Annotated in this window: 20 protein-coding genes and 2 pseudogenes; 10 read left to right on the top strand and 12 right to left on the bottom strand. The window is 59.9% G+C overall.

What is annotated here, in order from left to right:
• Positions 1–10: 10 nt before the first annotated feature.
• The 6 genes from G372_RS0106345 to G372_RS0106320 are packed head-to-tail and all read right to left on the bottom strand — an operon-like array spanning position 11 to position 6,202.
• On the bottom strand, positions 11–712 hold the full coding sequence (locus G372_RS0106345; RefSeq protein WP_018649412.1) for a hypothetical protein: 702 nt from the start codon (positions 710–712) through the stop codon (positions 11–13).
• The gene (locus G372_RS0106340) at positions 712–1,389 is read right to left on the bottom strand and encodes an ABC transporter ATP-binding protein (protein WP_018649411.1); all 678 of its coding nucleotides are present in this window, start codon (positions 1,387–1,389) and stop codon (positions 712–714) included. Before G372_RS0106340 ends, G372_RS0106345 begins: the two co-directional genes overlap by 1 nt.
• A 25-nt stretch (positions 1,390–1,414) precedes the next feature.
• Entirely contained in the window at positions 1,415–2,629 is a 1,215-nt protein-coding gene (locus tag G372_RS0106335; RefSeq protein ID WP_018649410.1) for an ABC transporter permease, read from the bottom strand.
• Complete coding sequence (locus G372_RS0106330; RefSeq protein WP_018649409.1) at positions 2,626–3,297, bottom strand: ABC transporter ATP-binding protein; 672 nt, start codon at positions 3,295–3,297, stop codon at positions 2,626–2,628. The genes G372_RS0106335 and G372_RS0106330 overlap by 4 nt, the downstream gene beginning before the upstream one ends.
• A complete protein-coding gene (locus G372_RS0106325) occupies positions 3,294–4,496 on the bottom strand; it encodes an ABC transporter permease (RefSeq protein ID WP_018649408.1) in 1,203 nt (400 codons plus the stop codon). Before G372_RS0106325 ends, G372_RS0106330 begins: the two co-directional genes overlap by 4 nt.
• A gap of 59 nt (positions 4,497–4,555) precedes the next feature.
• Positions 4,556–6,202 carry a YncE family protein gene (locus tag G372_RS0106320; protein ID WP_019623383.1) on the bottom strand — a complete coding sequence of 549 codons (1,647 nt, stop codon included), beginning with the start codon at positions 6,200–6,202 and terminating at the stop codon, positions 4,556–4,558.
• A gap of 402 nt (positions 6,203–6,604) precedes the next feature.
• On the opposite strand from G372_RS0106320, the gene G372_RS0106315 reads away from it, so the two are divergent.
• The 7 genes from G372_RS0106315 to G372_RS0106285 all read left to right on the top strand — a co-directional run bounded on the left by G372_RS0106315 (position 6,605) and on the right by G372_RS0106285 (position 14,967).
• Positions 6,605–7,087, top strand: a complete 483-nt coding sequence (locus G372_RS0106315; protein ID WP_018649406.1) for a copper resistance CopC family protein — start codon at positions 6,605–6,607, stop codon at positions 7,085–7,087.
• A 3-nt stretch (positions 7,088–7,090) separates the two neighbouring features.
• Positions 7,091–8,260: a copper resistance D family protein gene (locus tag G372_RS0106310; RefSeq protein WP_038038837.1), complete on the top strand. Its 1,170-nt coding sequence runs from the start codon at positions 7,091–7,093 to the stop codon at positions 8,258–8,260.
• Positions 8,261–8,486: 226 nt separating this feature from the next.
• Positions 8,487–8,747, top strand: coding sequence for a twin-arginine translocase TatA/TatE family subunit (gene tatA / locus G372_RS0106305; RefSeq protein WP_018649404.1), 261 nt, complete (start codon positions 8,487–8,489; stop codon positions 8,745–8,747).
• Positions 8,748–10,045: 1,298 nt separating this feature from the next.
• Positions 10,046–10,360: a c-type cytochrome gene (locus G372_RS0106300; protein WP_018649403.1), complete on the top strand. Its 315-nt coding sequence runs from the start codon at positions 10,046–10,048 to the stop codon at positions 10,358–10,360.
• A 12-nt stretch (positions 10,361–10,372) separates the two neighbouring features.
• Positions 10,373–11,662, top strand: coding sequence for an NAD(P)/FAD-dependent oxidoreductase (locus tag G372_RS0106295; protein WP_018649402.1), 1,290 nt, complete (start codon positions 10,373–10,375; stop codon positions 11,660–11,662).
• Positions 11,663–11,797: 135 nt separating this feature from the next.
• Positions 11,798–13,807 (top strand): TonB-dependent receptor family protein, encoded by a 2,010-nt coding sequence (locus tag G372_RS0106290; RefSeq protein ID WP_018649401.1) that lies wholly within the window; start codon positions 11,798–11,800, stop codon positions 13,805–13,807.
• Complete coding sequence (locus G372_RS0106285; RefSeq protein WP_018649400.1) at positions 13,795–14,967, top strand: sialidase family protein; 1,173 nt, start codon at positions 13,795–13,797, stop codon at positions 14,965–14,967. The genes G372_RS0106290 and G372_RS0106285 overlap by 13 nt, the downstream gene beginning before the upstream one ends.
• Before the next feature lie 274 nt (positions 14,968–15,241).
• Here the strand turns inward: G372_RS0106285 and G372_RS0106280 are convergent, their stop codons facing one another.
• The 5 genes from G372_RS0106280 to G372_RS13910 form a co-directional block, all read right to left on the bottom strand.
• Complete coding sequence (locus tag G372_RS0106280) at positions 15,242–15,574, bottom strand: MbcA/ParS/Xre antitoxin family protein (RefSeq protein ID WP_019623384.1); 333 nt, start codon at positions 15,572–15,574, stop codon at positions 15,242–15,244.
• Between the two features lie 93 nt (positions 15,575–15,667).
• Complete coding sequence (locus G372_RS0106275; RefSeq protein WP_019623385.1) at positions 15,668–15,877, bottom strand: MbcA/ParS/Xre antitoxin family protein; 210 nt, start codon at positions 15,875–15,877, stop codon at positions 15,668–15,670.
• 146 nt (positions 15,878–16,023) lie between these two features.
• A complete protein-coding gene (locus G372_RS0106270; protein WP_018873847.1) occupies positions 16,024–16,233 on the bottom strand; it encodes an MbcA/ParS/Xre antitoxin family protein in 210 nt (69 codons plus the stop codon).
• 73 nt (positions 16,234–16,306) lie between these two features.
• Positions 16,307–16,957: an SOS response-associated peptidase gene (locus G372_RS0106265; RefSeq protein ID WP_019623386.1), complete on the bottom strand. Its 651-nt coding sequence runs from the start codon at positions 16,955–16,957 to the stop codon at positions 16,307–16,309.
• 442 nt (positions 16,958–17,399) lie between these two features.
• Positions 17,400–17,636 carry a type II toxin-antitoxin system Phd/YefM family antitoxin gene (locus G372_RS13910; protein WP_081621260.1) on the bottom strand — a complete coding sequence of 79 codons (237 nt, stop codon included), beginning with the start codon at positions 17,634–17,636 and terminating at the stop codon, positions 17,400–17,402.
• A gap of 121 nt (positions 17,637–17,757) precedes the next feature.
• On the opposite strand from G372_RS13910, the pseudogene G372_RS14565 reads away from it, so the two are divergent.
• The 3 genes and pseudogenes from G372_RS14565 to G372_RS0106250 all read left to right on the top strand — a co-directional run bounded on the left by G372_RS14565 (position 17,758) and on the right by G372_RS0106250 (position 24,308).
• Positions 17,758–18,260: pseudogene (locus G372_RS14565) on the top strand (integrase core domain-containing protein).
• 456 nt (positions 18,261–18,716) lie between these two features.
• On the top strand, positions 18,717–23,345 hold the full coding sequence (locus tag G372_RS0106255) for a site-specific integrase (RefSeq protein WP_244263190.1): 4,629 nt from the start codon (positions 18,717–18,719) through the stop codon (positions 23,343–23,345).
• A 300-nt stretch (positions 23,346–23,645) separates the two neighbouring features.
• Positions 23,646–24,308 carry a hypothetical protein gene (locus tag G372_RS0106250; RefSeq protein ID WP_019024494.1) on the top strand — a complete coding sequence of 221 codons (663 nt, stop codon included), beginning with the start codon at positions 23,646–23,648 and terminating at the stop codon, positions 24,306–24,308.
• 469 nt (positions 24,309–24,777) lie between these two features.
• On the opposite strand, the pseudogene G372_RS13510 reads toward G372_RS0106250, so the two are convergent.
• A pseudogene (locus G372_RS13510) lies at positions 24,778–24,990 on the bottom strand (DUF4172 domain-containing protein); the annotation flags it as partial.

The raw sequence follows: 24,990 nt of genomic DNA, 5'->3' as shown, positions 1-24,990 counted from the left end.
TCCGACACCGTTAGTGAGGGGGCATCGAGATAAACAATGGCGCACCGCTGCCACCGAAACGGTGCTTGCGCGCCAGCGCTTCAACATCCGCATCCCTCGGACGCAGATGGACGTAGTACCAGTCGGTGCGTTCCACGATATCGTCTTCGGGCTCAGCCTCGGGGCTCAGGTACATCGTGTTGTCAAAGCGGATGTGCATATAGCCCTCAAGCATCTCGTAGTATTCGTCATAGTCATCCGCCTCCAGCAACACATCCAGGTGGATACGGTCGGACAGATTCACGACCGAGCCAGGCACGCGAGAATTGCCATCCTCGGCTGCCTCAACTGGCACTTCCACCCAGCGCGGACCCACCTGCAGATACCCTCGGACCGACGGCACCATGAAATACATGTCGTTCTCTGGGTAGAGGTTCTCCATCCAGATCGTTACGCGGTAGCGCCCGTCAGGCTCCAACGTGATCTCGTCCAGGTCGGCACGCAGATGGCGCCAGGCCATGCGCTGAAGCTCCTCCATGCGCTGCTCGCGGGCCTCAATCAGGCTACTTTGGTAAGCGCCGAGCCCCCAGTCCAGCATGGTGAAAGAACCGGCAACGATCGCAAACCAGAACAGCACCTTGCCCAGAACGCGTTTCCAGCCATATCGGCGTTTGCCCACCCGGTTACGTGGCTGGCCCTTCCTCTCGATTGGGGACTCGGACGCAGCGTTCATCACGCAGCCTCCTGGAGTGGACGCCCATCGTCGATGCGGATGCATCGCCGGGTGCGCTCACCAATCTCTTGGTCGTGCGTGACAAGTACGATGGTATTCCCCATCGTGTTCAGCTCCTCGAATAGGTACACGATCTCCATTCTCGATTTTCGGTCCAGGTTGCCAGTAGGCTCGTCCGCCAGGATCAGGTCGGGCTCTTTCATCAGCGTCCGCGCGATGCTGACCCTTTGCGCTTCGCCGCCACTCAGTTCGTGCACCATGTGCTTCGCCCGTTTCTCCAACCCCACTCGTTCGAGACATTGGAGTGCGGCCGTACGAGCATCCGCTCTGCCCGCACTAAACGCTCGCGGCAACATCACGTTCTCGATCGCGTTGAGTGATGGCATAAGTCGAGCATCCTGAAACACGTATGAAACGCGCCGTCGACGAACCTCCAGCAGCTGGCGCTCGGACAATTGGTCAATGCGCTGATCAGCGAGCCAAACTTCACCGCTGGTTGGGCGGTCGATGCCACCCATCAGGTTCAGCAACGTCGACTTGCCTGAGCCGCTCGGCCCCATGATGGCGACATACTCGTTCCGACCAATATCAAGATCGACGTCATCGAGCGCGGCAACCTGCTCTTCGCCCGCTTTGTAGACCTTGGAGACACCTTTCAATTGCACGATAGGATCCACATCGACCTCCTTGGTTGGGCTGGCATCAGAGGGCCCGGAAAGCCTCGACAGGGCGTGCGTTGCAGGCACGAAATGCCGGATAGAGCGTCGCCAACAAGCTGGCCCCAAGGGCCGCCCCAACGGCTAGCGCCACGTGTTCCCACTCCCACCGGATCACAACATCGGGCATGACAATCGGCCCGAGCAGGTAGGCGATGCCCACTCCGATCAGATACCCGAGGAGTCCCCCGACAAGACCAATCAATGCAGCCTCGTACATGAATAAACGGGCCAGTTGCGCATGTGAGGCCCCAAGCACCTTCAGCAATCCGACTTCGCGGATACGAGCATGCAGCGATCCCATGATCATGTTGAAAACCGCCATGCAAGCGATCACGAATGCCATAATCACGAACCCCACAACGGTCGTGAAAACATTACTGAATATCGCTGCTTGGGCCGCTGCGATGTCTCGCTGCGAGGTAGCCCTCACGCCAACCACGCCCTGATTGATCGCAAGTTCCGCTTCACCGACGGGACAGTAGGCGCACATCGCGCGGACGCTAATCAGCGATACCTGCCCTTCCCGATTGAAGGCTCGCTGCACCGTCGGCAGCGTGGCGAAGGCCATGTAGTCATCTGGCGAGTTGGTCTCCTGCAAGATTCCAGCGACCCGATACGTCTCGCCGGCAATATCGACCTCGTCACCGACCTGAGTACGCGTCGCCGACGCAAGGATCTTGCCCAACATGATCTCGTCGTCCCTGCGAACAAGGTTCCCCGCATCGACTTCCCACCAGAATTTAGCGATATACTCTTTCCGGGGCTCGATCCCGGCGAACACGATGTCACGCCCTTTCAGCTCCGTCTCGGCATAGACACGAGGCGCGAAGGTCGCCGGATCCACCTGTTCTTGGTCGCCGATAAAGCCTTCGATCAAGATCAGGGCGTCGCGCGCACGCCATCCTTCGACAATGGCCTGCTCATAGACTTCCTGGAGATGCGGAATGGCGTCCTCCGGAATGTAATGCTCTCCGCCGATTCCAAAGCCCTGCAGGCTGGTCTCGTTCGTGGTCGCCGGAAGAATCGTGAGCTGATGCCCGTAGCGGTTGATGGTCTGGGTGAGATCCTGGTATCCACCACCGCCAACGGTGATGGTCGAGATCAGCAAAGCCACGGCAAGCGCAATACCGGAAGCGGTGTAGAGCGTCCGCATTTTTCGCCGGCCAACTTCCCGCAGTGCAATCTGGATAATGTTCATAGCAGCCTCCCATCTTTCATCTGCAGGACACGATCGGCACGGTCGGCAAGAGCGTTGTTGTGTGTCACCATCAACAATGCGGTGTTGTCCTCGTTTAGCGTCCGCAGCAACAGGTCCATCACTTCGGCCTCCGTCTGTTCGTCGAGATCGCCGGTCGGCTCGTCTGCGAACAGCAAGCTCGGCCGATTGATAAGCGAACGGGCGATCGCCACGCGGCGCTGCTGCCCACCCGACAGCTCGCTGGGGAAGCAATGGATCTTCTCCCCCAGCCCTACGGTTTCGAGTAGTCCCTCGGCCTGGGCATAGACGTCCTTGCTGACCCGTTCTCGCCCGAACATGCGAGGCAAGACCACGTTGTCGATAGCGGTCAGGGTTGGAATCAGGCTCGAGAACTGGAACACAAACCCAATCCGCTCGTTTCGTAGTAACGACCTAGGGACATCCCGTTGACTCCACACCGATTCATCCTCGAAGTACACAGCTCCAGACGTGGGCCGGGTAAGGCCGCCCAACATGCTCAGCAAGGTGGATTTCCCACTCCCCGAATGCCCAATGACCGCAACGAATTCACCCGGTGACAGATCGATCGAGACAGCATTTACCGCCTGGATACGCTGGTCTCCGATCACATAGGACTTCGACAGTTCTTCGCCACGTAACAGCATCATTCACCTGCCCGAATCGCGTCGTAAGGTTCAAGTCGTGCGCCCGATACCGCTGGATAGCTCGCACCTAGCGTTGCCACCAGCAGCGCCATGAGGATCGCCGCCATTCCCATCAAGGCAATGTTCTCAACCGGCGGCCAGAGAAACGGGATATTCAGCAGGTCGAGGTGGAAGCCGATCGTGCGGTTGAAGATGCGTAGCAGGATCAACCCCAGTGCGACCCCAGCCACTCCACCAGCAGCCCCGAGCATGGCCGATTCGGTGAGCACTAGATTGAAGACTCGGCTCTTACGTGCCCCAATTGCGCGAAGGAGGCCGAGCTCGCGCCGGCGTTCATTGATGATGGTGGAGAAGATCGCACTGATCATCAGAATGTTGCCCACGATCAGTACGCCCGTGAGCAACGCCGTGCCGGCAAACAGCGCGACCACGTTCTGACGCACGCCGGTCACCACGTTGCCAGCTGCAACAACCGAGATGCCCGAGTTCTGGGCTAGGGCAAAACGCACTCGCTCCGGGTCCGCTCCACTCTCGAGCCGGACCAACACCGCCGAGATGTCCCCTGGTCCGAAACCAAGCTCCACGTCGTCGTAGTCGCGCGATGCCTCCGCCAGTGCGTAGGCTTCGTCAAGGTCCAGGAAAATCGCGTTGTCGGACAGGCCAATGCCCGTGCGATCGAGTTTCCCGTACACAGTGAAGTATTGCCCGTAGTAGTAGACACTCTCGCCCAACTCGAAATCACTGCCGCCGCCGACGACCACGTCTCCGGGCTGCATCTCTCGATCTAGGCGATCACTCACCCACGGCATCACGGTGAAGTCGTTCTCGCGGTCGAAACCGACCAGGAACGCATCACCGACAATGCAGTGCTCCGCATCGGCCGTGGTCAGAAAAAGCTGCGATGCTACGGTGCTAACGCCCTGCAGTGCATTGACCTCGTCTGCGAGGTCGGCCTCCATATAGAAAGTCGACGGTTCACCGGTGAGCAAGGCCCGTTCCATACTGACCATAGTTCCCCTCGGTACCACCATCAGGTCGGCACCGAGCTTCGAAAACCCATGGTCCACACTGCGCTCAATGCCATGCATCAGAGTGGCGGTCGCAAACACCGCCGCCGTCGCGATTCCCACAGCAAGTACTAGCGCGGCCGTACGGAATGGCTTACGAAAGAGATTGTGTGCTGCCAGCGTAAAAAGGTTCATGCCGCCTCCCGAGCATCAATAGAGGGCCGCCGCCTGGCGGCCCTCGTGATACGACGATGTCAGGTCGTGGTGGAACGGCTGATGCGCAGGTCTTCTAGCGTGCGCGGCACAATCACGTTGTCATGGTGGCCCATCGGACTGGGCAGGAAGCCAAGCACCTCATCGGTCTCAGTTTCCATAACCACAATCGCAGACGCCGTGTTCTGGTAGCCGGAGAGCGTACCGATCACGAACTTGCCGTCGTACGTCATCGCCAACGTATGCATGTCGGGGCCGAGGTCGACTTCCTTCAGCAATTCCCAGTTGACCGCGTCGATAACCGCGATACCGTTCGGGGTCGGGGACGGCCACCACATCGTGACGTACAGCTTCTTGGCATCCGGCGTGAACACCATGTGGAACGTGTTCGGGTAAGCGCCACGCCAGTCCGGGCTCTCGACAACGGCTTTCTTGTCCCACTGGCTAGGATCGGAATGATCCGAACTGTCCCACACCATGATGTTGTTCTGGCGCAGGCTGTTCATAAACAGGAAGCTCTTTCCGTCGGGCGAGAAGCCCGCCTGGTGACCGGCGCTGACAACCTCCGGTATTTCCACCGTCCAGGTGTCGTCGTCGACTTTGACCAGCTCCAGCTGAGAAGGCGTGCCCTTCGGTCCGGAAAGAACCGCCACCGGCACCTCCTTCTCGCGGTCAAACACGACACAGACACCCGTCAGCCGCAGGGAGGCGACAGCCCACTTGCCCCGAGGGTCGAATACCAGGGCATCGTTCGCGCAGGCATTGAGCGGGCGATCACCAGAGACCTTGCCCTCTTCGATCTGGAGCTCGCCGCCAGGCACCAATTCCCAGTCAATCTTGTTGCCCTTTGATCCCTGCAGGTCATAGCGGCCGTCAGCCAAAGTCGGCTTCAGGCGCTTGATCGTCATTACGCCACCATCGAGCCAAGCGCGTTCCAGTTCCTTGACGTTGGGATCCCAGTCGAAGTACCAGGCATACCGCACCTTGTCGGTTTCACGGTCGAATTCGGCACAGATGTCCTTCTGGCCGTCGCCCACCGCATAACCATCCGCCTCGGGGTTAACGGTCACGTGTACACCCAACCCCAGACCACTGACCTCAGCGGCATCCCGCTGGAGGTTGATGCGCGTACCGTCGTACTGCATCCGGTAGATCTTCATGCCCTCGCCCGGCTCTTCCACTGTCACGGGCACACCATAGATGAACAGGTTCTTCCCGCCCTGTGTGTTCACAACGAACTCGAACTCCTTGTAGGGGTCCGGGGACGGGAAGGCGGCCATGTGGTGCATGATTGGGCAGGTGTCGCCGTAGTTCCATCCAGCCAACCACGCCATCGTCCACCCGGTGCTGAGGTCGGTCGCAGCGACGGTGCCGGAGAACTTGCCCGGTGCCAGCAGTACGTATTCGCCGAGCTGGTCGTAGAAGTCCTGAAGCTTGATGTACTTGCTCCCGCTACGACCGAACATTTGAGCCTGAGCGTCCTGCGTGACCATTCCGCGGACACTTTCGGGCAGGAACGGGGCGGCAGCCGTGGCCGCGAACGCGGCACCGGTCCCGATCCCGACAGACTTCAGGAACTTGCGGCGGGACTCGGATGGGCCGGTTGCTTCGACGTGACCTTCAGTGGTCTTCGAGGCGATATTCGGATCAGACGGACCCTTGCCGTCAGTATGGTCGGAATTGCTCATGATGACTCCTCCAAATGAGTGATGTACTACCGATTAGCACTGGTGGCCGTTTCTAATGCCGTTCAACCGGCGACCAACAGACCGCGTTCGTTGCGGTGCCCTAGGCCCAGCGAAATTCATGCCAATCGGTCTACATCGCGTCGTTCGGTGGTTTCCTTCCGAGCACATCTCTATCGCCACGTTCCGGCCTGAAACAGCTTGTTCCATTTCGGGCCAGCGGTCCGCCTGCCGGAACGAAATCGGAACAAATGCGAGCGCCGGTCTCCTGCAACAAGCCGGTACGTCCGTTAGGCACGCTTTTCGCATGCATACCACCTACCCGCGGCGTCGGGGCTCGGCACCCTGATATCGGCAGCCGCAGCCCAGCACGCCAATTCGATCTACAGCCAGTGGAGGTGAGAGATGTACGCAGTGAGACTAAAGTTGTCGCGTCTGGCAGTGGTGATGCTCGCCACCGTTGGATTACTAGGCGCTCCTGGGGCGGCCGACGCACATGCCAACCTGCGTGCGGCTATCCCCCCCGAAGCCATCGTCGGCAACGGTGCGATCCAGGAGGTGCGCCTCGTCTTTAGCGAGCCAGTCGTGAGCCGCTTCAGCACATTCCGGTTATTTAGGCTGAACCTACCCGAGGAGGGCCTGCGGAACTTGGCCCAACTCAACACCCTGGCTTCGGAGCTGAACGCGAACCCCGACGATACGGTTCACGACGAGGTATCAGTTGAGAGCGATCTATCGTCGCAGGCCGCGGAAGTTAGCCTGAGTACCCGCGCACCGCTGCCCGCCGGGGCCTATGCTGTCATTTGGAAAGTACTTTCCTCGGACGGACACACGACCACTGGATTTCACACCTTCGTGAATGTAGGTGATGCGAAGGCGAGCAAGTAACCCGTGGAATTCACCTGGACAACGCTGGTGCTGGTGGGGCTTGTATTCCTGCTATCGCCGGGGTTCTTACGCCACGGAATTCTTCCTGCTTCGGCGCCAGACCACGTAGTCAACGGCCGCCGGCTCCTTCCATGGGCGGGCGCTGCGATGCTCGCAGCAGGCACCGTGGGCGAGGTAGCACAGGTCGTGTGGACTGCTCTCGGGACCATCGACCTGACGATGACCCTGGCGTACGTCACCGAGACGCGCCATGGGAGAGTGAGCCTGGCCCGACTAGGGCTCCTCGCCACATTCCTCGCTGCATGGCTTCTTCTACCACCGCTATGGCGCCGGATCGGTTACACAGTCGTGGGCTTGGCGCTCGTACTAAGCGTGAGTCTCACCAGCCATGCGGCTGGGGAAGGACGGTATTTCCTGGTGGCGGCCGACGCTGTCCATCTCGCGGCGGTCGCGGTATGGGTGGGCACGGTGGTATCTCTGGCCCTGATGCCTGTATGGGAGTTGCAGACACCACCACCATGGCTAGAGGCAGCCATTCACCGTACATCAGCCGTAGGGCTGGTCGCCGTGGCCGCAATCGTACTCACGGGGGCCTATGGCGTCTGGACCCATTTCTGGAACCCAATGCAATTGTTCGGAACACCGTATGGGCAAGCATTAGTGATCAAACTGATAGTAATAGCGCCCATCCTGGGACTGGCTGCACTTAATCGATGGATACTGGCGCCAAAGGCCACCGATCATGGCCAGATCAGGCAACTCGGATGGTCCATCCGTATCGAAGCGGCTCTCCTCATACTGGCGCTAATCGCTGCCGCCCATTACGTCACTCGATCGCCACCCGGGGAACCTTCGACTCTCCTCGAACCTGTTGAGGTCGAAGAGGCTCTCGGACCCTACTACATCCATGCCGTCTTTCTTCCCTCGACACCGGGGTTCCGGCTGCAACTCGAAATCACTGACGACACGGCATTACCAGTGGCGGCCGAGCCCGAACCGCGACTGGTGCTCGATATGATCGACCATCGCATGGTGCCGTTGCAGCCTGCCGTCGAGCCTATCGGGATCGGCGAGTATCAGGCCCATGATGTTTTCACGATGCCGGGCCGCTGGCAGGCCCGCCTGGAGATAGGCGACGATGCCCTGACTATTTTCCTCGACGCGAGGCCGTAAATAACTATCCCAAGATGGGCCAAACCGACGGCCCCTGCATCGTCTGGCTCCTCTTGCGCGAAATCCTCTTGCTTCGTCCGCCACGGCCACTTATGCACCCGCTGTTCCAACCGACAGACGGGTCCGAGACACGACGGCCGTGGACCTGCTCACCCCTCGGGGGAACCCAATGAAGGGCATTCCCCAATCTCTCAAGCCAACATTCTGACTGACTGGAGAAAGAACTATGGGAATCGGCGGTATTAGTGTCTGGCAGCTGGTGATCATTCTCGTGATCGTGCTCCTCCTTTTCGGTACCAAGAAACTTCGCAACGCAGGAGGTGACCTCGGCAGTGCCGTGCACAATTTCCGCAAAGCGGTGAAGCACGAGGATGGCGGAACAGCCCCGGATACCACCAGCAACGCCTTGCAACATGAGGAGCAGCCCCAAACGCGAGAGGGCGAGGACAGCGCCGAACCACTGAACCAACCCCGCGAACGGGACTGAGCGCCGACCCTTCATCACACCGACCACGTGCGTTCAAAACGTGCTTATGAGGGGGAATACCAAAAGTGGCCAGCGGGCGCTGTGACGACGATAACCGCCATTGTAACCTGGCCTTCACAATGCATTGCGTTGTCACAGCCTCCACAGTGCCAGTGCTGACTGGCTGGAGGTTCGCATACGAGTTCTCAGTAGCCCCAGCCGTAGCCGGCACCCGTTGAGGGTTGACGCAGCCGAATCATCCTCTCGCGCCACGGGCAACAGTATGCCTCGCCCGGGCCTCTGCCCCTCTTGCCCAGCCATACTCTCCCAATCCCGCGCTCTCGCATTCCACAGATGGGCCGGCTGGATCCTGGCATGGTCGCCACCATTGCGCCCCCATTCTGATCGTTCCATATGTTTCACCCTGGAACACTCAGTACCAACGATGGAACGCGTATGCCGCGTTTGCCCCCCAAACCCACATACAAAATTCGGCGCACCTTCTACCTTCGAGATCGTCCGCGTACCGACACGTCATAAGTACTGATCGCATCGTGATGGGCGCGCCATTCGATGGAATAGTAGGCACAGAATCGAGCACCCTACATGGGGCGCTACGCAATGAGCCAAAACGCGATTCTCGAAATGTCCGCCCGAGGGGGCTGCGTCTCAAGTCGCGGACTAGCTTCGAGGACGCTCGACACCCCCGAAAGCTGTGTTCCGGGTAGGTCTATGAGGCACTGCCTCCAGCACCCACAGTCACGCACCCCCGACGTACCACGTCTACACCTCCACCGTTCACGACGCCTCCCTAACCTCATCAAGCAGGTGACCAACAAAGGGCGGAGGCTGGCACGCTCATTGCATCTACCTCCTGTAGGGCGGCTCGCTTAGACGTCGGGAAACCCCCTCCTCCACGCACGGGCTCTTGGCGGGTCACCCTACAACACCAAGGAAAACCTATGCGGATAGTTCTAACGTCTTGTCACCTTAAGGGTGCGCCGGTAACGCAACCTGCTTAACTAGAACCCCACGGCAGACCCGAATCCGCCCAGCACCGAAGGTGTTGTTGACATTGTAGTTCTCCTCTTTGCTTGCCCTGAGCCCCAGGGCAAGCTCTTTTTAAGGAGAAACTAATGTGGATTTTTTGTTCAGATCGTCCATCGATCTCTATAGACCACGAAATCTATTTATCAACAAGAGAATGAACTATTAAACAATGAAAAAACACAGCCAATAAACCCGGATTCTTTGGATTGGCGACTCCGTCATCCAGCGCCGACACATGAACCGGATTTACAATCCGAAGGAGGCTAGTAATGAAGATACGTACGCAGGTCATGGGGCTAGTTGCCTCGCTTGTCGCGCTCAGCGCGGCACCCACAGTGTCCGCCGACCTCAATGACGAAATTACGCGCGGTCAACTCATGGCTGCCTCATGCCAGGCATGCCACAACGCGGCCGGAGCTAACAAAGGCATACCCAATCTGGCCATGTTAGGGGAAGACATCATTGCAAGTCAGATGCGCGCGTTCCGTGACGGGCAACGTGAGGCGACAGTCATGAACCGTCACGCAGAGGGCTACAGCGACGAAGAAATTGACGCTATGGCGGCGTACTTCGGAAACCAGTAAAAGGAGAACACCATGAATCATTTGACTCGACGTCGTTTCCTCAAAGCCGCCGGAGCTACGGGGGCTGCGACCTTCGCAGGCACAAGTTTTGCCGCTGACAACTCGCACGGCAGCAACGGGGCACACATCGTGGTCGTTGGCGGCGGTTCCGGTGGTGCCACAGCGGCCAAGTACATGAAGCAGTTTTTACCTCAACTCCGCGTTACGCTAATCGAACCCAACGCGACGTACTACACCTGCTACGGCAGCAACTGGGTTCTCAGCGGCCTGGCGTCCATGGACGACATCGCCCACACGTATGACAGCCTGCGCGACAATCATGACATCAACATAGTCGCCGACCGCGTCACCACGGTCGATCCCGATAGGCGGCGTGTCCACCTGCAAGGAGGCGACTCCATCAGCTATGACAAACTCGTCATGTCCCCAGGGATCGACTTCCGCTATGACGCTGTCGACGGCATCAGCGAATCCGACGCCAGCGAAATCCCTCATGCTTGGAAAGCGGGCGACCAGACTCGTCTTCTGCGAGATCAGCTGGAAGCCATGCCGAACGGTGGCGTCTTTGTGATGGTCGCCCCACCGAATCCGTTCCGCTGTCCGCCGGGACCGTATGAGCGTGTCTCGCTCATCGCGCACTATTTCAAGGAGCAAAAGCCACGCTCCAAGATCATCGTGCTTGATGCCAAGGACAACTTCTCCAAGCAGGGCCTTTTTGAGGAAGGCTGGGCACAGCACTACGGCGACATGATCGAGTGGCGAGCTGCTTCGGACGGTGGCCATGTCGAAGCGGTAGACGTAGCCGAGAAAACTGCACGGGCTGACAGTGGCTTCGAACGCGTCAAGGCCGATGTGATGAACTTCATTCCTCGCCAACAGGCCGCCCAGATCGCCCACGATGTCGGCCTCACCAACGACCAAGGCTGGGTCCCGGTCAACCAGCAGACCTTCAAGTCGGAGATGGACGACAACATTTATGTGCTGGGGGATGCCAGCGTGGCGGGCGCGATGCCGAAGTCCGGCCACTCGGCCAACAACCAAGGCAAGATCGTCGCCGCGGCGATTGTGCGCGAATTGATGGACCAGGAGCCGCTCAATCCTTCCTCGGCCAACACTTGCTACAGCCTGGTCACCCCAGAACACGGTATCAGCGTAGCAAACGTCTATCGATTCATTGACGGGACTCAAACGGCTGAGGGTGGGGGTGTTAGTCCCTCCGGAGCCAGCCCCGAATTCCGCGCCAGCGAGGCCGACTACACCCGGGCTTGGTACCAAGGCATCACTCAGGACATCTGGGGCTAGCTGCTGGTAATGCCTGACTCTATGGGCCTCGAGAAGGCATTCCTGCCCCATAACGATAAACCAAGCCCGGCCGCGTCGTTCGAGTGCACATTGCTTCGATGTGCTGCAGCGACCTCTCAACACAGGGAGACAAACGTGATTGCAGAACAATGGCGTCGCTTCGCGGCCGTGGGTGCTCTCACCGTGATGCTGTCAGGTGCAGCGCACGGTGAGAACGCCGTTCGTCTCGACCCGGTGACGGTGACCGTCACCGGGCAATTGTTTACGTCGACACTCCCAACCACCGATGACACGGCAGCCGAATTGGAGCGCGTCCCGGGCGGCACCTCCCTAGTAGACCTTGGCACAGTGCGCGAGGGACGCACCGCCAACTTGGAGGACGCCTTGGCTACCACACCCGGCGTCTACGCCCGCAGCCGCTTCGGCCAGGACGAAACGCGACTTTCCATCCGAGGCTCGGGGCTCACTCAGACCTTCAACAACCGCGGCATCCGGCTCCTGCGCGATGGTCTTCCGGTAACCGAGGCTGACGGCAACACTCGCAACCAGCTCATGGACCCGCTGACCTACGACCACATGGCCGTCTACCGGGGTGCCAACGCCATTGGATATGGGGCGGCCACCCTCGGTGGTGCCATCAACATGATCTCTCCCACAGGCTACGACAGCCACCCGTTCAGCTTGCGCGCGGAATCGGGTAGCTTCGGCTACCGCCGCCTCCAGGCCAAGGGCTCCACAGCGAACGAGCACACCGATGCAGTAGGTACGGTCACCGGTTCGTGGCAAGATGGCTTTCGCGACAACAGTCGCCAGGAGGCGGTGCGCGCCTACGGCAATGTGGGGTTTCAGCACAACAACCGCAGCCAGACCCGCCTGCATTTGGAGGCTCAGGAACACCAACTGGAGCTACCAGGCTCTCTAACGCGGAACCAGCTCCGCGCCAATCGGCTCCAGGCAAACCCGGATTTCGAGAATGCTAATGCCGCCCGAGATTTGCGGTTGTGGCGCGTCACCGCCCACCATAAGCACCAGTTGCGGGAGGCCGACCATCTCGACCTGGGTGTCTTCATGCAGGACCTCCGTATGGAACACCCCATGCCATTCTTCGACTTGGACACGTCCCGCCAAGACATAGGCGCGAGCGCTCGACACACAATTGAGTCCGGCGCCAACCGATTCACTTGGGGCACCCTCGCCGTCACCGGGCGCGAACGGGCGGATGACCACAGTGACGGCAGCCGCGAGCGCTCAACGGCTAGGACCGTGGAACTCTTCGCCGACAACCACTACGCGGTCACTGACGCCACCACCCTCATGGGCAGCGTACAGCTCGCCTGGGCCCGGCGCGAAGTGAACGTGACCCGCGGTGATGGCGATGGCGGGTCCCGCCATTACCACTCCGTGAATCCACGTATCGGCGCGCTTCATGACCTGCCCGGCGGCATGCAGTTGTTCGGGAATCTCAGCCGCAGCACCGAGGCGCCGGTCATTGGCGAACTGGTTGGTCATGGCGGCGACTTGCTTGACCAGCAGACTGCCGACACCGTGGAATTAGGTGTACGCCGCAGTGGGAACCGGTGGTCCGGCGAACTGGCCGTCTACCACGCCCGTATTCGCGACGAGATCTTGCTGTTCGAAGACCCGGACAACCCGTTCCAGCCTGCCACCCGCAACGCCAAGCGCACCGTCCACCAAGGCGTGGAACTGGGTCTTGGCCACCAACAGGGTGTTACAGACACACTCACTCTTGAAAAGAAACTCACCTACACTTACAACGACTTCCGATTTGACGGAGACCCCGACTGGGGAAACAACCGCCTGCCCGGTGTCCCTCGCCACATGGCACGGCTGGATCTACGCGCGCGGCACGCGAGCGGCGCATACGCCGGCCCGGTGATCGAGGCCGCCAGCGGCTACCCGGTGGACTTCGCCAACAGCGAGGATGCAGACAGTTTTGTTATCTGGGGTATTCGCGCCGGCTACCGTAGCCCCAATGGCTGGCGGGTGTTCGTGGAAGGCCGGAACCTTGGCAACCGAATCTACGCGGCCAATACCAACATCGTGGACTCCGCTGAGCCGAATAGCGCCGTCTACAATCCCGGCGCTCCGCGCTCGATCTACGGAGGTGTGGAATGGACATGGTGATTCGCTGCCTGACCGGCGTGAGTGCGGCCATAGTGCTGGCGGCATGCGGGAACGCAGAACCGGAATTCCAGAATGTGCTGTTCGATGCCGGCGGCGACGTCGTGAGCCTGGGCGTCACTTCTGACAACGACCGACTCCACGCCACCTGGGTAGAGCTGAAAGACGACACCGCCATTGCCTACCACGCGACCAGTGACAATGGTGGACTAGACTGGTCGGACCCCGTGGCCATCGAAACCGGCCACCCCCCCCCGGATCGTGTCCACCGCAGCAACGACCTGCGGATCGCCGCCGCAGGCAACCGTCTGCTAGTGGTCTGGCAGACCTCAGGCGACGGCTTCGCCGGCAGCGGCCCAATGGTGATGGCCCGGTCCAACGATGGCGGCAAACAGTGGGAACCGACCACCACCCCGGTCAAGGGGGACGGCACCGGGAGCCACGGCTTTTTCGCGCTATCCCGGGCCCCCAACAATGTGTTCCACATTGCCTGGTTGGACAGCCGAGACGGACAACAGGGGGTGCACCATGCGACCAGTATCGACGGCGGCCAATCCTGGTCCGACGTAACCACCCCGCGGGATACGACGTGTCAATGCTGCTGGAACAGCCTGGCACACGCCGGTGACGAGACGATGGTGCTGTATCGTGGCATCGAACCCCGAGACATGGCTGTAGCGGTGACCGGCGCCGGCGACGCCGGCTGGCGTGGGCACTCCCGTGTCGGCCAATTCGACTGGTACGTAGACGGCTGTCCCCATGTGGGCGGAGGACTCGCCACAGATAACGACGGCCTGTTGCATGCCCTTGTATGGACCGGTGACGATAACCATACGGGTCTTTACCACCTGCATCGCAACCATCGCGGCGAGTGGTCGACTCCTGAGCGACTGGGACGCCCCTCGGCTCGCGCCGCCGATCTCACTGCCACCCCCAACAGCGGACTGCTCGCCGCGTGGGACCACGGTACCGCGGATCACAGCATCGGCGTGGCCCGATACCACAACGGTACCTGGTCCACCACTTTTACCCTCGGCAGGAATGCCCATCGCCCGAGGTTTCCTTTGGTGACAGCCGCTGGCGACGCCATCCAGGTCTTCTGGACCGAGGACCGGGAGGATGGTACACGGACCTGGCGGATCACCCGGCTACCACCCCCATAGTCTGCAATTTCGCTCCCCAGAGCACCGTAGGCGTCCGAATGGGGTTTATGCGTGACCACTTTTGTGCGGGTCGCCTTAGTAGCGATCCATAGGCCCGCGCCCCATCGCCCAGCAGCCAACTAGGGAGCGGCTCTGCTCATAGAACGGCATGGGGATGTGGAAGCCGGGACGAAGGCCTTTCAGCGATCTCACCTTCCCGGCACAATGAGTTCCTTGGGGTGATCGGGGCCCCACCGGCCGCAGATGAGCAACGGGCGCGATTCCCGAACAGCTGCTACGCGACGGCCCGATCCAGATAACCCCTGACGCGCAACAGTCCCTGCAATCCCTCACGGCTGACGACTTCGACCGGGGGGCAGCCACCGAACGCACGGTTGTGCGTCTTCATCCAGCGATAGGCCTTATCCCGCTCATGCGGAAACAACAGGCGCAGGTCCTTGTGGATCCCCAGGATGTGGCCCGCACGATCCAGAGCATCGCGCTCATCCGGCAGTGGCTCTCCTCCGCGGTAGTGCGAAAGCGCGTCCAAGTCGTCCGGCGCATGGCCCAGCATCGCGAGGGCTTCGTCCGTTTCGAGACCCCAGTGATCAAACGCCTGCATCACCATTCGCGCCAGGGCGCTTCGGTCATGGGCCGATACCTCTGAGTATGCTGAATCCGTCATGCAGCCTCCGACTCCTTCTGCAGCCCTTTTCGCCTGTTACGAGAACACTCCGTGCTCGATCCGGTGCAGAACCGTTTCGACCATCTCCGCACCCTCATCCGAGTCCAGCAGATCGATCGGCGCCGACTCAAGAACCCGGTTCCTCGCCCACATCCAGCGTTGCGCTTTTTCCGGATCCTCAAAGATCACCGCTGCCTTCTCCCGGATGCGGGCGACGCGTGCCTCAAACTCGCTTTTCTCTGCCACGGCTCCGTTCCTATGCTCGTGATGACTCGGGTTTCCTTGAAGGTAGCACCAACCAGTAGGCATACGCTCCCAACGATCCGCCCACCGGAGCCACCTGGCGCCTCCGCCGCGGCGTGGCTCCAATGCCTCCACGTGCACCTTCCCCTTTACGAATACACGCCATGCTCGATCCGGCCCAGGATGGCCTCAACCCTGTCGGCGCCCTCCTCCGTCTCCAGGAGATTGATCGGGGCATCGCCGAGCACAAGGTTCTCTGTGCGCATCCAGTCATCGACGACTTTCTGGGTATCAAAAACCGATGCGGCTTTCTCGCGGATCCGGGTGATGCGCGCTTCAACTTCGCTCTGCTTGGCCATCGCTGCCACCTGCCTGAGTGCCCGTTCCGGGCTTATTCACCAAGGTAGCACTACCCCACGGCCTAACGCCCCTTCAGGCAATCGCTTCGATCAATCCGGGGTCGTCTTCGGTTGGGCGGTTCACGCGAGTCGAAACCGGGTGATAGACCAAGGCATCCGGGTTCAGACGGACGGTCGCGGCTCGGATCGCCTCCCGCTCCGTCCGTTTGGGGTCGAGCCAGTCCCAGCGACACGCGGCATCCAGTACCAGCGGCTTGCGGTCATGAATGTGCGACAGTCGCTCTGACGCGGGTTCGGTGATGATCGCGCAGCAGGCGCCGCCATCTGCCATGGGTTCCCAGATGCCGGCCATCATCAGGATGTCCTGCGGGGCGTCCTCGGCCAGGGCGATGTAGTACGGCTGCTTGCCGTCATCGGTCTTGCGCCACTCGTACCAGCCATCGGCCAGCACAATGCATCGCCGATGGGCGAATGCGGACCGAAAGTAAGGGCTCGTGGCAACCTTTTCGGCCCGGGCGTTGATCGGGCGAGGGCCGTCCTCCACCCGTTTCGGCCGAAAGCCCCAGAACATCGGCAGGAAGGAAGCGGGTGTTTCGTCGCTGGCGCGGAATGCTTCGAGGTCCGTGCCGGGTGCAACGTTGTACCGAGGCGCATCAAAGGTCTCGTCGACCGGCACCTGGAAGTACCGCCTACCGAGTTCACTCGTCGCGCTGTAGCGCGTCATACGTCCGCACATCACGTCGCTTCCTATCGAAAGGGCATGCCCTTTGGCAGCGCCTCTATGCACCCGATCGTGTTCCTTAATGCCGCCACTCGTTCAAATTCACCGGCATTAGGAACAGTTTGCCGTGAAGCTGAGATCCTCACTAAGGGCCTTTGATCTCGTACGCAAGCGCAACCCTCACCGGCCGAGGGACTTCGCGGCTTTGGGCATCCCGAGCGTTTCCTTGAGAAAACTCGTCCTTGACGGCGAGCCGTGTCCTCACCTCGCTCGCCTCACGCATGGCCGCGTGGAGGCAGTCCCATGGTCACTACTACATCAGGATGTTTGATGCCCCCCTCAACTGAGAGTGCGGCTAACGCTGCCCGGGGAAGAGCTGCTCCATGACATCGCTTGGGGGTACTACGGTATAACCGCAGGACAGCACTGGTGTCCGCAAAGAACATCAGTAGCGTTCAGAATCCCGCACTGTACGAACCGTAACAACGGCGGTTTCTCGCATGGCCGGCAAGCCCTGTCGCAAGTCGGCACGGGAACGAAATCTCGGGCGACCCCCGGCAGGTTGAACCACGCGCGCGACGGGCCGACCTCGACGCAGAATGCATACCTCCCGGCCCTGTTCCACTTCTTTCAGGATGCTGGAAAGCTGTTCTCGCGCGTCGCGGACGTCAATCTCTTTCATGTGGCTCCAGACCCTAGGTGTTAGATAACGGATGATTCTATATCGCACGAGCAGGTTCCCCTGTTCCGTGCCCGGGAGTAGCTGAATACCGTGTACGGTGGGCCCACGCAGGACGAATAGCATGGCGAGTACGATCCATTCGAACGCGTGCACCACACCCCAGATCCAGCGAGCGCTGCAGAAGCGCGGCCGAGCGTGAACGATCCCGAACTGGCCCGGCGCTACGGGATTACCCGCATAACCGAGCGTAAGCGGCGCTACCGCCGGGACGTGGAAGCCGGTCCCATTGCCCGAAGCGACTGCATACCACTCTGATGATCCGGCCCAAACGGCCCCAGACCAACGGTATGGCCGAACGCTCCCACGGGCGCATCGCCGACCTGCTGCGCACCCGCCACTTCGACTCCGGTCTGCACCTGGACGACGCCCTGCGGCACTACCAGAGGCTGTACAACCATCACATCGGGTAGAAGGCGCTTGGGCATCGGACACCGGTGGAAACCCTCAAGGCCTGGCAGCATGAACGTCCCGGTTTATTTCCAATAACGTGTATATGACCACGCGAGACCTGACACTTACTCCTCCCCAACAGCAAATTGCACTCCGAAAATGCCGAGGGGATGATCGAAGCACCGAGGCATGAACCGATGGTCGTTCCGCTTGCGCACGAAGCGCTCCAGCCTTCGAAATCTCATTCCACTCCCGCGCCTAAAACGACCTGTGACATCCAAGTCCCGATCCGCTAACGTCCGCCAGTGAGCAATGCATGGAATCCCGAAGGCTCGATATCATCGTGCCCCAAGCCATCCCGTAACAGAGAGGACGCATGGACGCGCCTTTTCCTAGCAGCGACTTTAGACCACCAACTCATCAAGCCTATCTTGGGGCGTACCTACCCGGCACAGGAGGCGATCACACCATCCCGGGAGAGTCCCGTTGATTTCGTCTACAGACCCGTGGGCTCAGTACCGAGCCATCGAATCGCCCCCCGAGCACATCGACGGCAGGGCCCAGTTGGCCGGGTATGTACTCTTCCCAATCCCAGCCACCGCCACCGGGCAAGTCGCTCACGGGGCGGTCGTGGCGCAAGCCATCGAGCGCATACTTCATCGCTTCGGGGATCGCCTCACACTGACGTACCACGACCTTCTGCGCAGCTTGTGCGACGACATCCGGGAGCTCCACGAACGGTATGTGTCCCATGACCCACGCTGCCCCTATCACGGCTTTGGGCCGTCAGGCAACGTATTCGCGGCCCTACACGATCGCGTCGATCAACCGCCGGGCGTGGATGCGCTTAGGCTCTGGCTCTTCGCTGCACTCTACACCTATGGCGCATCTCCCGAAGTACGCGGTGTCCAGCGGTATATTGAGCGCTTATCAAACTACATCAGTTCGATCAATGAACCGATTCCGGCGGTTGACCAATTTGAAGAAGCGCTAGCGGGCGACAGCAAGATTACCCGCGAAACTGCCAACCTCCTGGCGGATACGGCAGGTTTTACGAGAAACCCTGCCCGCTCGCTCGCCATCCGATCACTTGAGGCGATCTCGCCTCGAAACCGGGCGACGCGCCCCGATCAAAAGCCCTCGCAAGCCAACCGAGCGCCGGATCGCCCCACGAAAACACTGCAGCAAGACGACTTTCAGCCAGCGGATCACCAGCCCGACGCTCTCGTTACGAGAGAATTGGCCGCACCCGACAGCCGCTTACGGTTCGGTGCTTATCTGGTACCTGATACCGAGGCTAGTCTCTCCGCAGACGAGGCGCGGCTGCTGTTTGCGGAGCTCACCAACAACCTCAGTCGCAGAGTCATAGATCAGGATGGCCTCATCGACCTCGTCCTCGCGCTAATGTTGACCACGGCGCGAAGTGCGTCGACGGTGATACGCGCACTGCAGAACTTCCGGGTGGATCAAGACGGCCAACAGTATGATGACAGCATCCACCTCCAACTCACCGGCTACTATTGGATATCCTTAAGGGACCGTGAGATCGAGTACTCACAAGCAGACTGCGAGGGGGACTGGCAAGCGGCTCATCAGGATCAACTATTTTTGCCTTACCCTGCAGCCCTACAGACGAGCATACCGGCCTTCCTACACTCGCCCGCCATTCCCTCGGCCATCAAGAAAACGGACTTCGAGAAGCGGCTCAGGCACCACGCTCAAGTCGTTCCGCGACTAAGTCAGGTTCGCCTACAACGCGTACTTCCGGTACTGCTCTACCAGGTCACCGGGCACCCCAGGACGGCCCAAATCGTTGTCGGTACGAATGGTTTTGCGTCCGCCGCGCCCCTGAGCTATTACGCACCTCGACTCAGCACAGTGGCATCGCAATACAAGGACGCGCTGGACCTTGCGGATATCACGGTCCACGTCGATCATCAGTATGACGGGACCCGTGTGGGCGCCCCACGGGGCGCGCTGAACATCGAATCACTCCGAGACCTCATGTCGCAGGCCCAGCGCCGGGTCGTGAATGGCCGCCCAAAGCGCTGGTCCCTGCAGGGTGCGCTTAAATGGCACGGCGACCTCATGCGTCACACCGCGCTAATGTTCGCGGCCGCAACCGCCCATCGCATGGGATTCAGCCTTTCCCAGTTCTCCCTCGCTCATCTCGTCGAGTTTTCGGATTCCGGCCCGGGCATCGCGTACCTGTCGGATAAACGCCGTCGGGGCGACGACCGGATAGTCGTTCTTCCACAATCGGTCCTCGCTCAGATCCAGTCCATGGCAGCGTTAATGAGACGCATCAGGGATGAGCTACGGGTACATCTATCTGAACAGGCTCGTTCAGCTATCCAGCATCTTGAACGGGCCCTTTCCGGCGATGCGCCGCTATTTTTCTCGCTCGATCCAATCGATTTCAGTCCCCGGACGCTACGCCCGGAGGACTTGGTCGCACACACGCAAATCCCTGTCGATATTCACCGCCTACGCCACTGGTTCGCCACTCGAATCGAGGAACTCGGCGCACCGGGCTGTGACATCCAGCAGCACATGGGGCACCGTCATCTCGGCGAGCCCTATGACGTGACTGATCCCGATTCTCCATACTCGCTGGCCCAGCGGCTCGCGCCTTTTATCGAGAGTTATTTAGAGGACCTGAACCTCTGCCCAGTAGCCGGCTACGATGAAGAACGCCCGTCGGACCGCGATAACCCATATTCCACGGTCGCGCAGCTCGCTCGCGAGTGCGCCTCCAAGGAGCACGCCCCGGACCCTCGCACCTCCGACACGAATGACGAGGATCCCGCCAACAACGTCCCGGTATCGGTCATCCAGCCCACGCACCTGGAGGCATATCGCCTCACACGATCGCTCGAAACGGTGCTCCTGCGACTGGTCGAGGATCTCGGGCCGCTTTCGGGTCTGGATGATGCGGCAGCAAGCCAGATGCACCAGGCCGCGCTCGTGCTCAGTGTGATATGGGGTGTGAGCACAGACCCCGTACGGATCAAGAAACTCCTCTCGGAGGGTGAATTGCGCCGTGTACCGAATGCCACCCATGTGGCGGCTCTTTTCCTACCCCGGTCGGACCATATCCATGGCATCCAACTCTTGTCTGCGGCCCAAGCCACTGCGTTCCGCGTTGCTCACGAAGGGGGCGTCCTACATCCATCCGGCGAAGTCGCGTTAAAGGCTCTCCTTACTCACCCCCCAGCCCGGAAAGTCCTTGGGCGAGGAATCACACTGAAAAGTGTATGCCGCACCGTGAGCATGGCACGCAGACTCACGACACCAGCCACACGGGCCGCGTGGGAGCGCGGAGACCTCGAAGCGACCGGCCCACGCTGCGACCGACTCCTCGCCTTGGTGACGGGGCGTCGCGTGGCTCCTCAGGCCGCATCTGGGCCGGCAGAAGCCGCATCCACTACCGAGACAAGGATGCAGACCCAGTCTGTTGCGTTGAGCCACTATGAGGCGATGCGCAAAGCCATCGGTCGCTGGCGCTCGGATTGCGTGCCCCACCGCGCAACAGCCGTCATCAACGCAGCAGACCGCCTCGCTTCCGAATCCCTTGCAGGGTCGGTGCCTTTACTTCTCGCCCGCGCAATCCGTCATCACATGACGGCCCCCAAGCACAGGAAAAAGATTCGCCCATCCACAACGTACCAATACGTGACACAGCTGACCCACGCGGTGGAACTCGCTCTCTCCGGCCACGCGGGCGAAGACCCGCGAGAGGCCGCCGAGCTGATCCTCAGCGAAATCTGTGCCGACCCAAAGAAGCAAAAGCCCGTCGCATGGGTTTTGAGGCACAACCGCGACCACCCGGAAGACATACCGCGGGAAGTTCACGCTCAGTTGACCGAAGCAGACGAGTTAGGGGTTGCGTTTCCTCGTGCGGGCGACCCCATCACAGGCGGCGAGTCAGAATGGCTCCTGCGATTCCTCGCCCCCAATCCATCCCCACAGCTACCCGCTCGACCTAGCCCGCCTGATCGGGTTATCCATTACGCCCTCCTCCTCCAATTTTTGTACAAACTGCGAACCGGGGAACTGCCGACCCTGACCGCCGACGCCCATCTCATCGGCCACCATCGCTCCGCTCTCTGGATACATCCTCGACGTCAAGCATGGCTAAAGTCCTTGGCCTCTAAACGACTCGTTACCACAATCCAAGAGCGCGAAGCGCGCAGAGAAATAACCCGGACGCACGAGTGCATCCACGTCACCAAGAAAACACAATCGCTTGCTGCACAGGACCTCTTACCGGTTCCCCCTCATGGGAACTCCTTGGACTGGCAACGGAACTATCACGCGCATTTCGCTGAAGCCGTCCAACAATTATTCCAATCCGACTGTTTAGCCCCATTCCGACTGCACAGTTATCGGCATGCCTACGCGACGCAGGCAGGCTACGACGTCCATTGCGACCATTTTCCTAGCTTAACGCTGGATCTACCTTACAAAACATCACCGACCGCTACAGTGACCCGTCTGTCACTTCGCGCACGCTACCGATACATTTCCCGTCAACTGGGGCATGGACACCCCTCCACCACCCTCATGCACTACGACCATTCCATCCCCCTGATGACCGACGTGTCCCATGGGTGGACCGGGCCAACCCGCCGCTGTCTCGCCGCCTTGGTCAAACGAAGCCCGGGTGCGCTCTCACAAGCCGCCTTGCGCAAGCGCCGTGCTCATCAGCCTGAGGATGCCGCGATCATCGATACCCTTGCCTTGGCACCCTTAGATGCTGATCACCGCGTGAGTAACTACCCGGCCCCAACCGATGGAGACCCTTCACACATAGGCCTATCTACTACCCCATCGCCAGATCCAAACCAGGCCGACGAACGCCTCGTCCAGTATCTCACTACAGCGATAAGCATCCGAGAAGGCTGGTCAATCGAAGAGATCGCGCGCGCGCAAGATCGTACCATCGGCCAGATATCGCATGACCGGAGCTACCTTCAATGGCTCGAACAGCTGTTGACACTCCAATTTCTTAGAGGCGCCCCACAGAAGCGGAGGAGTCGAACCGAACCACTCATCGACCTCGCCCGCCCCATCGCACAACTACCACGCAAAGACCTACATGCGCTGGGACTCGAGCTGATCGCCATTTCATCCCATGCGCAGGCCGCCGATATCGTCCGAAAATACCTTCCCACCGCTCAGACAATACCGCCTATTGGACGCACCAGACACCATCTCCTAATTCTTGCCATACAGGCTTATTTGACCGATGGCTAACTAAGAGTCTGGCGAAAGAGAGATCTCGTATTCGAACTCCCGGTGATACCAGACAAGGCAAGATATTCAGCGGGTAGTGGTTTGGCACGCAAGTGGGTGATTCAGGACAGGGGATTGTCGAGCATCCGTCTCACAACCAATCGACATCGGAGAGCCGTCCATTGTCGTTTCTCCCTGGCGCTTCGACTGCTTTCCCAGAAAGCATCCACCGAAACCTCGCGCCCTATTCGCACGCAAAAACGACCCAAGCACGAGGGTGTATATTGGTACTGTCATTCCAAGGCTTAAAGGAGCGCATACATGGATGTATCTTCCAGACACACGATCGAAGTCCTACTCGAGGCAGTCGAGAAACGAACCGCCGATTCGCTAGGCGCACAGTTCCTACACGATCTCCAGCCGATACAGGTCCCTGTTGGCGAGGAGCCCGCTGAAATAAGGATCAAGCGCGATGGCGATCATATCGCGATTATCTTTCATTTCCGCGATCGCTCCCATGTTGATAATTTTAAAAAGCAGCTCTCCCTGCAAAGCGCATTGCTGCGAAACCAACTGGCGTCTGCAAGTTCGTCAAAAAAGAAACAGATCAGGAGATCTCTGAAAAACATGACCATTGATGGTCTTTCGCCCGGCAAGGATTACATAATGGACCAACCCTTTTCCCCAAAGCCCCAAAACGCACGAAAAAGCGTAAATGTCGAAGACCCCAAGATTCGCTTCAGCATCAAGGCAAATCTGATACCCAGCAGCCGAATGCTGCCACTTGCCAGTGCGCGCAATATTCGTACGACTGTGACAGGCCTGCAGGCGGAACTGCCCTTCGGCATCGCGCCAAATGGCCGTAGGACGCTGGAATGGCTCATGCCGGCGGAAGAGATACAGGTACTTGAGTCCGTCAGGGATGCGCTAAACGATGTACTGATTGACCTGCGTAAGGAGCAGACCCAGCCACCGGACCACTAGTAGTGGCGTTGAACGGACGGGTTCTACCCCATTTAAACCGAAGCCTGAGGGAGGACCCGCCACTCTAAAGGTTGAGGATCCGAAAGTACGATTCAAGATCAGTGCTAGTCTTTTCCCCAGACGATCGCTTCCCCTTCCCCACGCTCGAAGCATCGATACAGAGGTAGAAGGATGCGCGGCGGAACTGCCTTTCGGTGTTTCACAAGGTGGAGGAAAGAAACTGGATTGGCTACAGCCGAGAGATGAGGTGCAGGTGCTAGAGGCTCTCCTGGCGGCGCTTGAGCTGCGTCTGCAGGAACTTAGGCGTGATCTCGCAACAGCTGGTTTTGAAGACGACGGATAACCATGTAGGGATCGGCGATTACGTCATTCTTGCGGGAGACGGGTGGACCTTCATCAAAATGGTTTACCGCGATGACGTGGTTGGTAGCGATCAGCATTGCTTGACAGCTCGGCGCCCTGATCGGGGTCATGCAAGCGTTTCTGGCAAAGAGTAACTCGTGCTGCGTCCACCGCCCGGGTTCTTCTTCAACGCGCCCCGGCCCACTAGGTCCGCAATATCCCGCTGCGCCGTGTCCTGCGAACACTTGGCCATCCGGGCCCAACGTGAAGAGGTCATCCCACCTTCGAATCCGTCCAGCAGGCGATTGAGAACCTTGATCTGTCGGGCATTGAGCGGCTC

Source organism: Thioalkalivibrio thiocyanoxidans ARh2 (assembly GCF_000385215.1).
GTDB lineage: Bacteria > Pseudomonadota > Gammaproteobacteria > Ectothiorhodospirales > Ectothiorhodospiraceae > Thioalkalivibrio > Thioalkalivibrio thiocyanoxidans.
The sequence above is the reverse complement of the archived record's forward strand: the minus strand, read 5'-3'. Positions and strand labels throughout refer to the sequence as shown.

Bases quoted from the DNA above. Each gene is read 5' to 3' on its own strand.
- G372_RS0106285 (WP_018649400.1), top strand. From the start codon at position 13,795: ATGGACATGGTGATTCGCTGCCTGACCGGCGTGAGTGCGGCCATAGTG.
- G372_RS0106280 (WP_019623384.1), bottom strand. From the start codon at position 15,574: ATGGTGATGCAGGCGTTTGATCACTGGGGTCTCGAAACGGACGAAGCC.
- G372_RS0106335 (WP_018649410.1), bottom strand. From the start codon at position 2,629: ATGAACATTATCCAGATTGCACTGCGGGAAGTTGGCCGGCGAAAAATG.
- G372_RS0106320 (WP_019623383.1), bottom strand. From the start codon at position 6,202: ATGAGCAATTCCGACCATACTGACGGCAAGGGTCCGTCTGATCCGAAT.
- tatA (WP_018649404.1), top strand. From the start codon at position 8,487: ATGGGAATCGGCGGTATTAGTGTCTGGCAGCTGGTGATCATTCTCGTG.
- G372_RS0106265 (WP_019623386.1), bottom strand. From the start codon at position 16,957: ATGACGCGCTACAGCGCGACGAGTGAACTCGGTAGGCGGTACTTCCAG.
- G372_RS0106345 (WP_018649412.1), bottom strand. From the start codon at position 712: ATGAACGCTGCGTCCGAGTCCCCAATCGAGAGGAAGGGCCAGCCACGT.
- G372_RS0106325 (WP_018649408.1), bottom strand. From the start codon at position 4,496: ATGAACCTTTTTACGCTGGCAGCACACAATCTCTTTCGTAAGCCATTC.
- G372_RS0106330 (WP_018649409.1), bottom strand. From the start codon at position 3,297: ATGATGCTGTTACGTGGCGAAGAACTGTCGAAGTCCTATGTGATCGGA.
- G372_RS0106295 (WP_018649402.1), top strand. From the start codon at position 10,373: ATGAATCATTTGACTCGACGTCGTTTCCTCAAAGCCGCCGGAGCTACG.
- G372_RS0106250 (WP_019024494.1), top strand. From the start codon at position 23,646: ATGGATGTATCTTCCAGACACACGATCGAAGTCCTACTCGAGGCAGTC.
- G372_RS0106300 (WP_018649403.1), top strand. From the start codon at position 10,046: ATGAAGATACGTACGCAGGTCATGGGGCTAGTTGCCTCGCTTGTCGCG.
- G372_RS0106270 (WP_018873847.1), bottom strand. From the start codon at position 16,233: ATGGCCAAGCAGAGCGAAGTTGAAGCGCGCATCACCCGGATCCGCGAG.
- G372_RS0106315 (WP_018649406.1), top strand. From the start codon at position 6,605: ATGTACGCAGTGAGACTAAAGTTGTCGCGTCTGGCAGTGGTGATGCTC.
- G372_RS13910 (WP_081621260.1), bottom strand. From the start codon at position 17,636: ATGAAAGAGATTGACGTCCGCGACGCGCGAGAACAGCTTTCCAGCATC.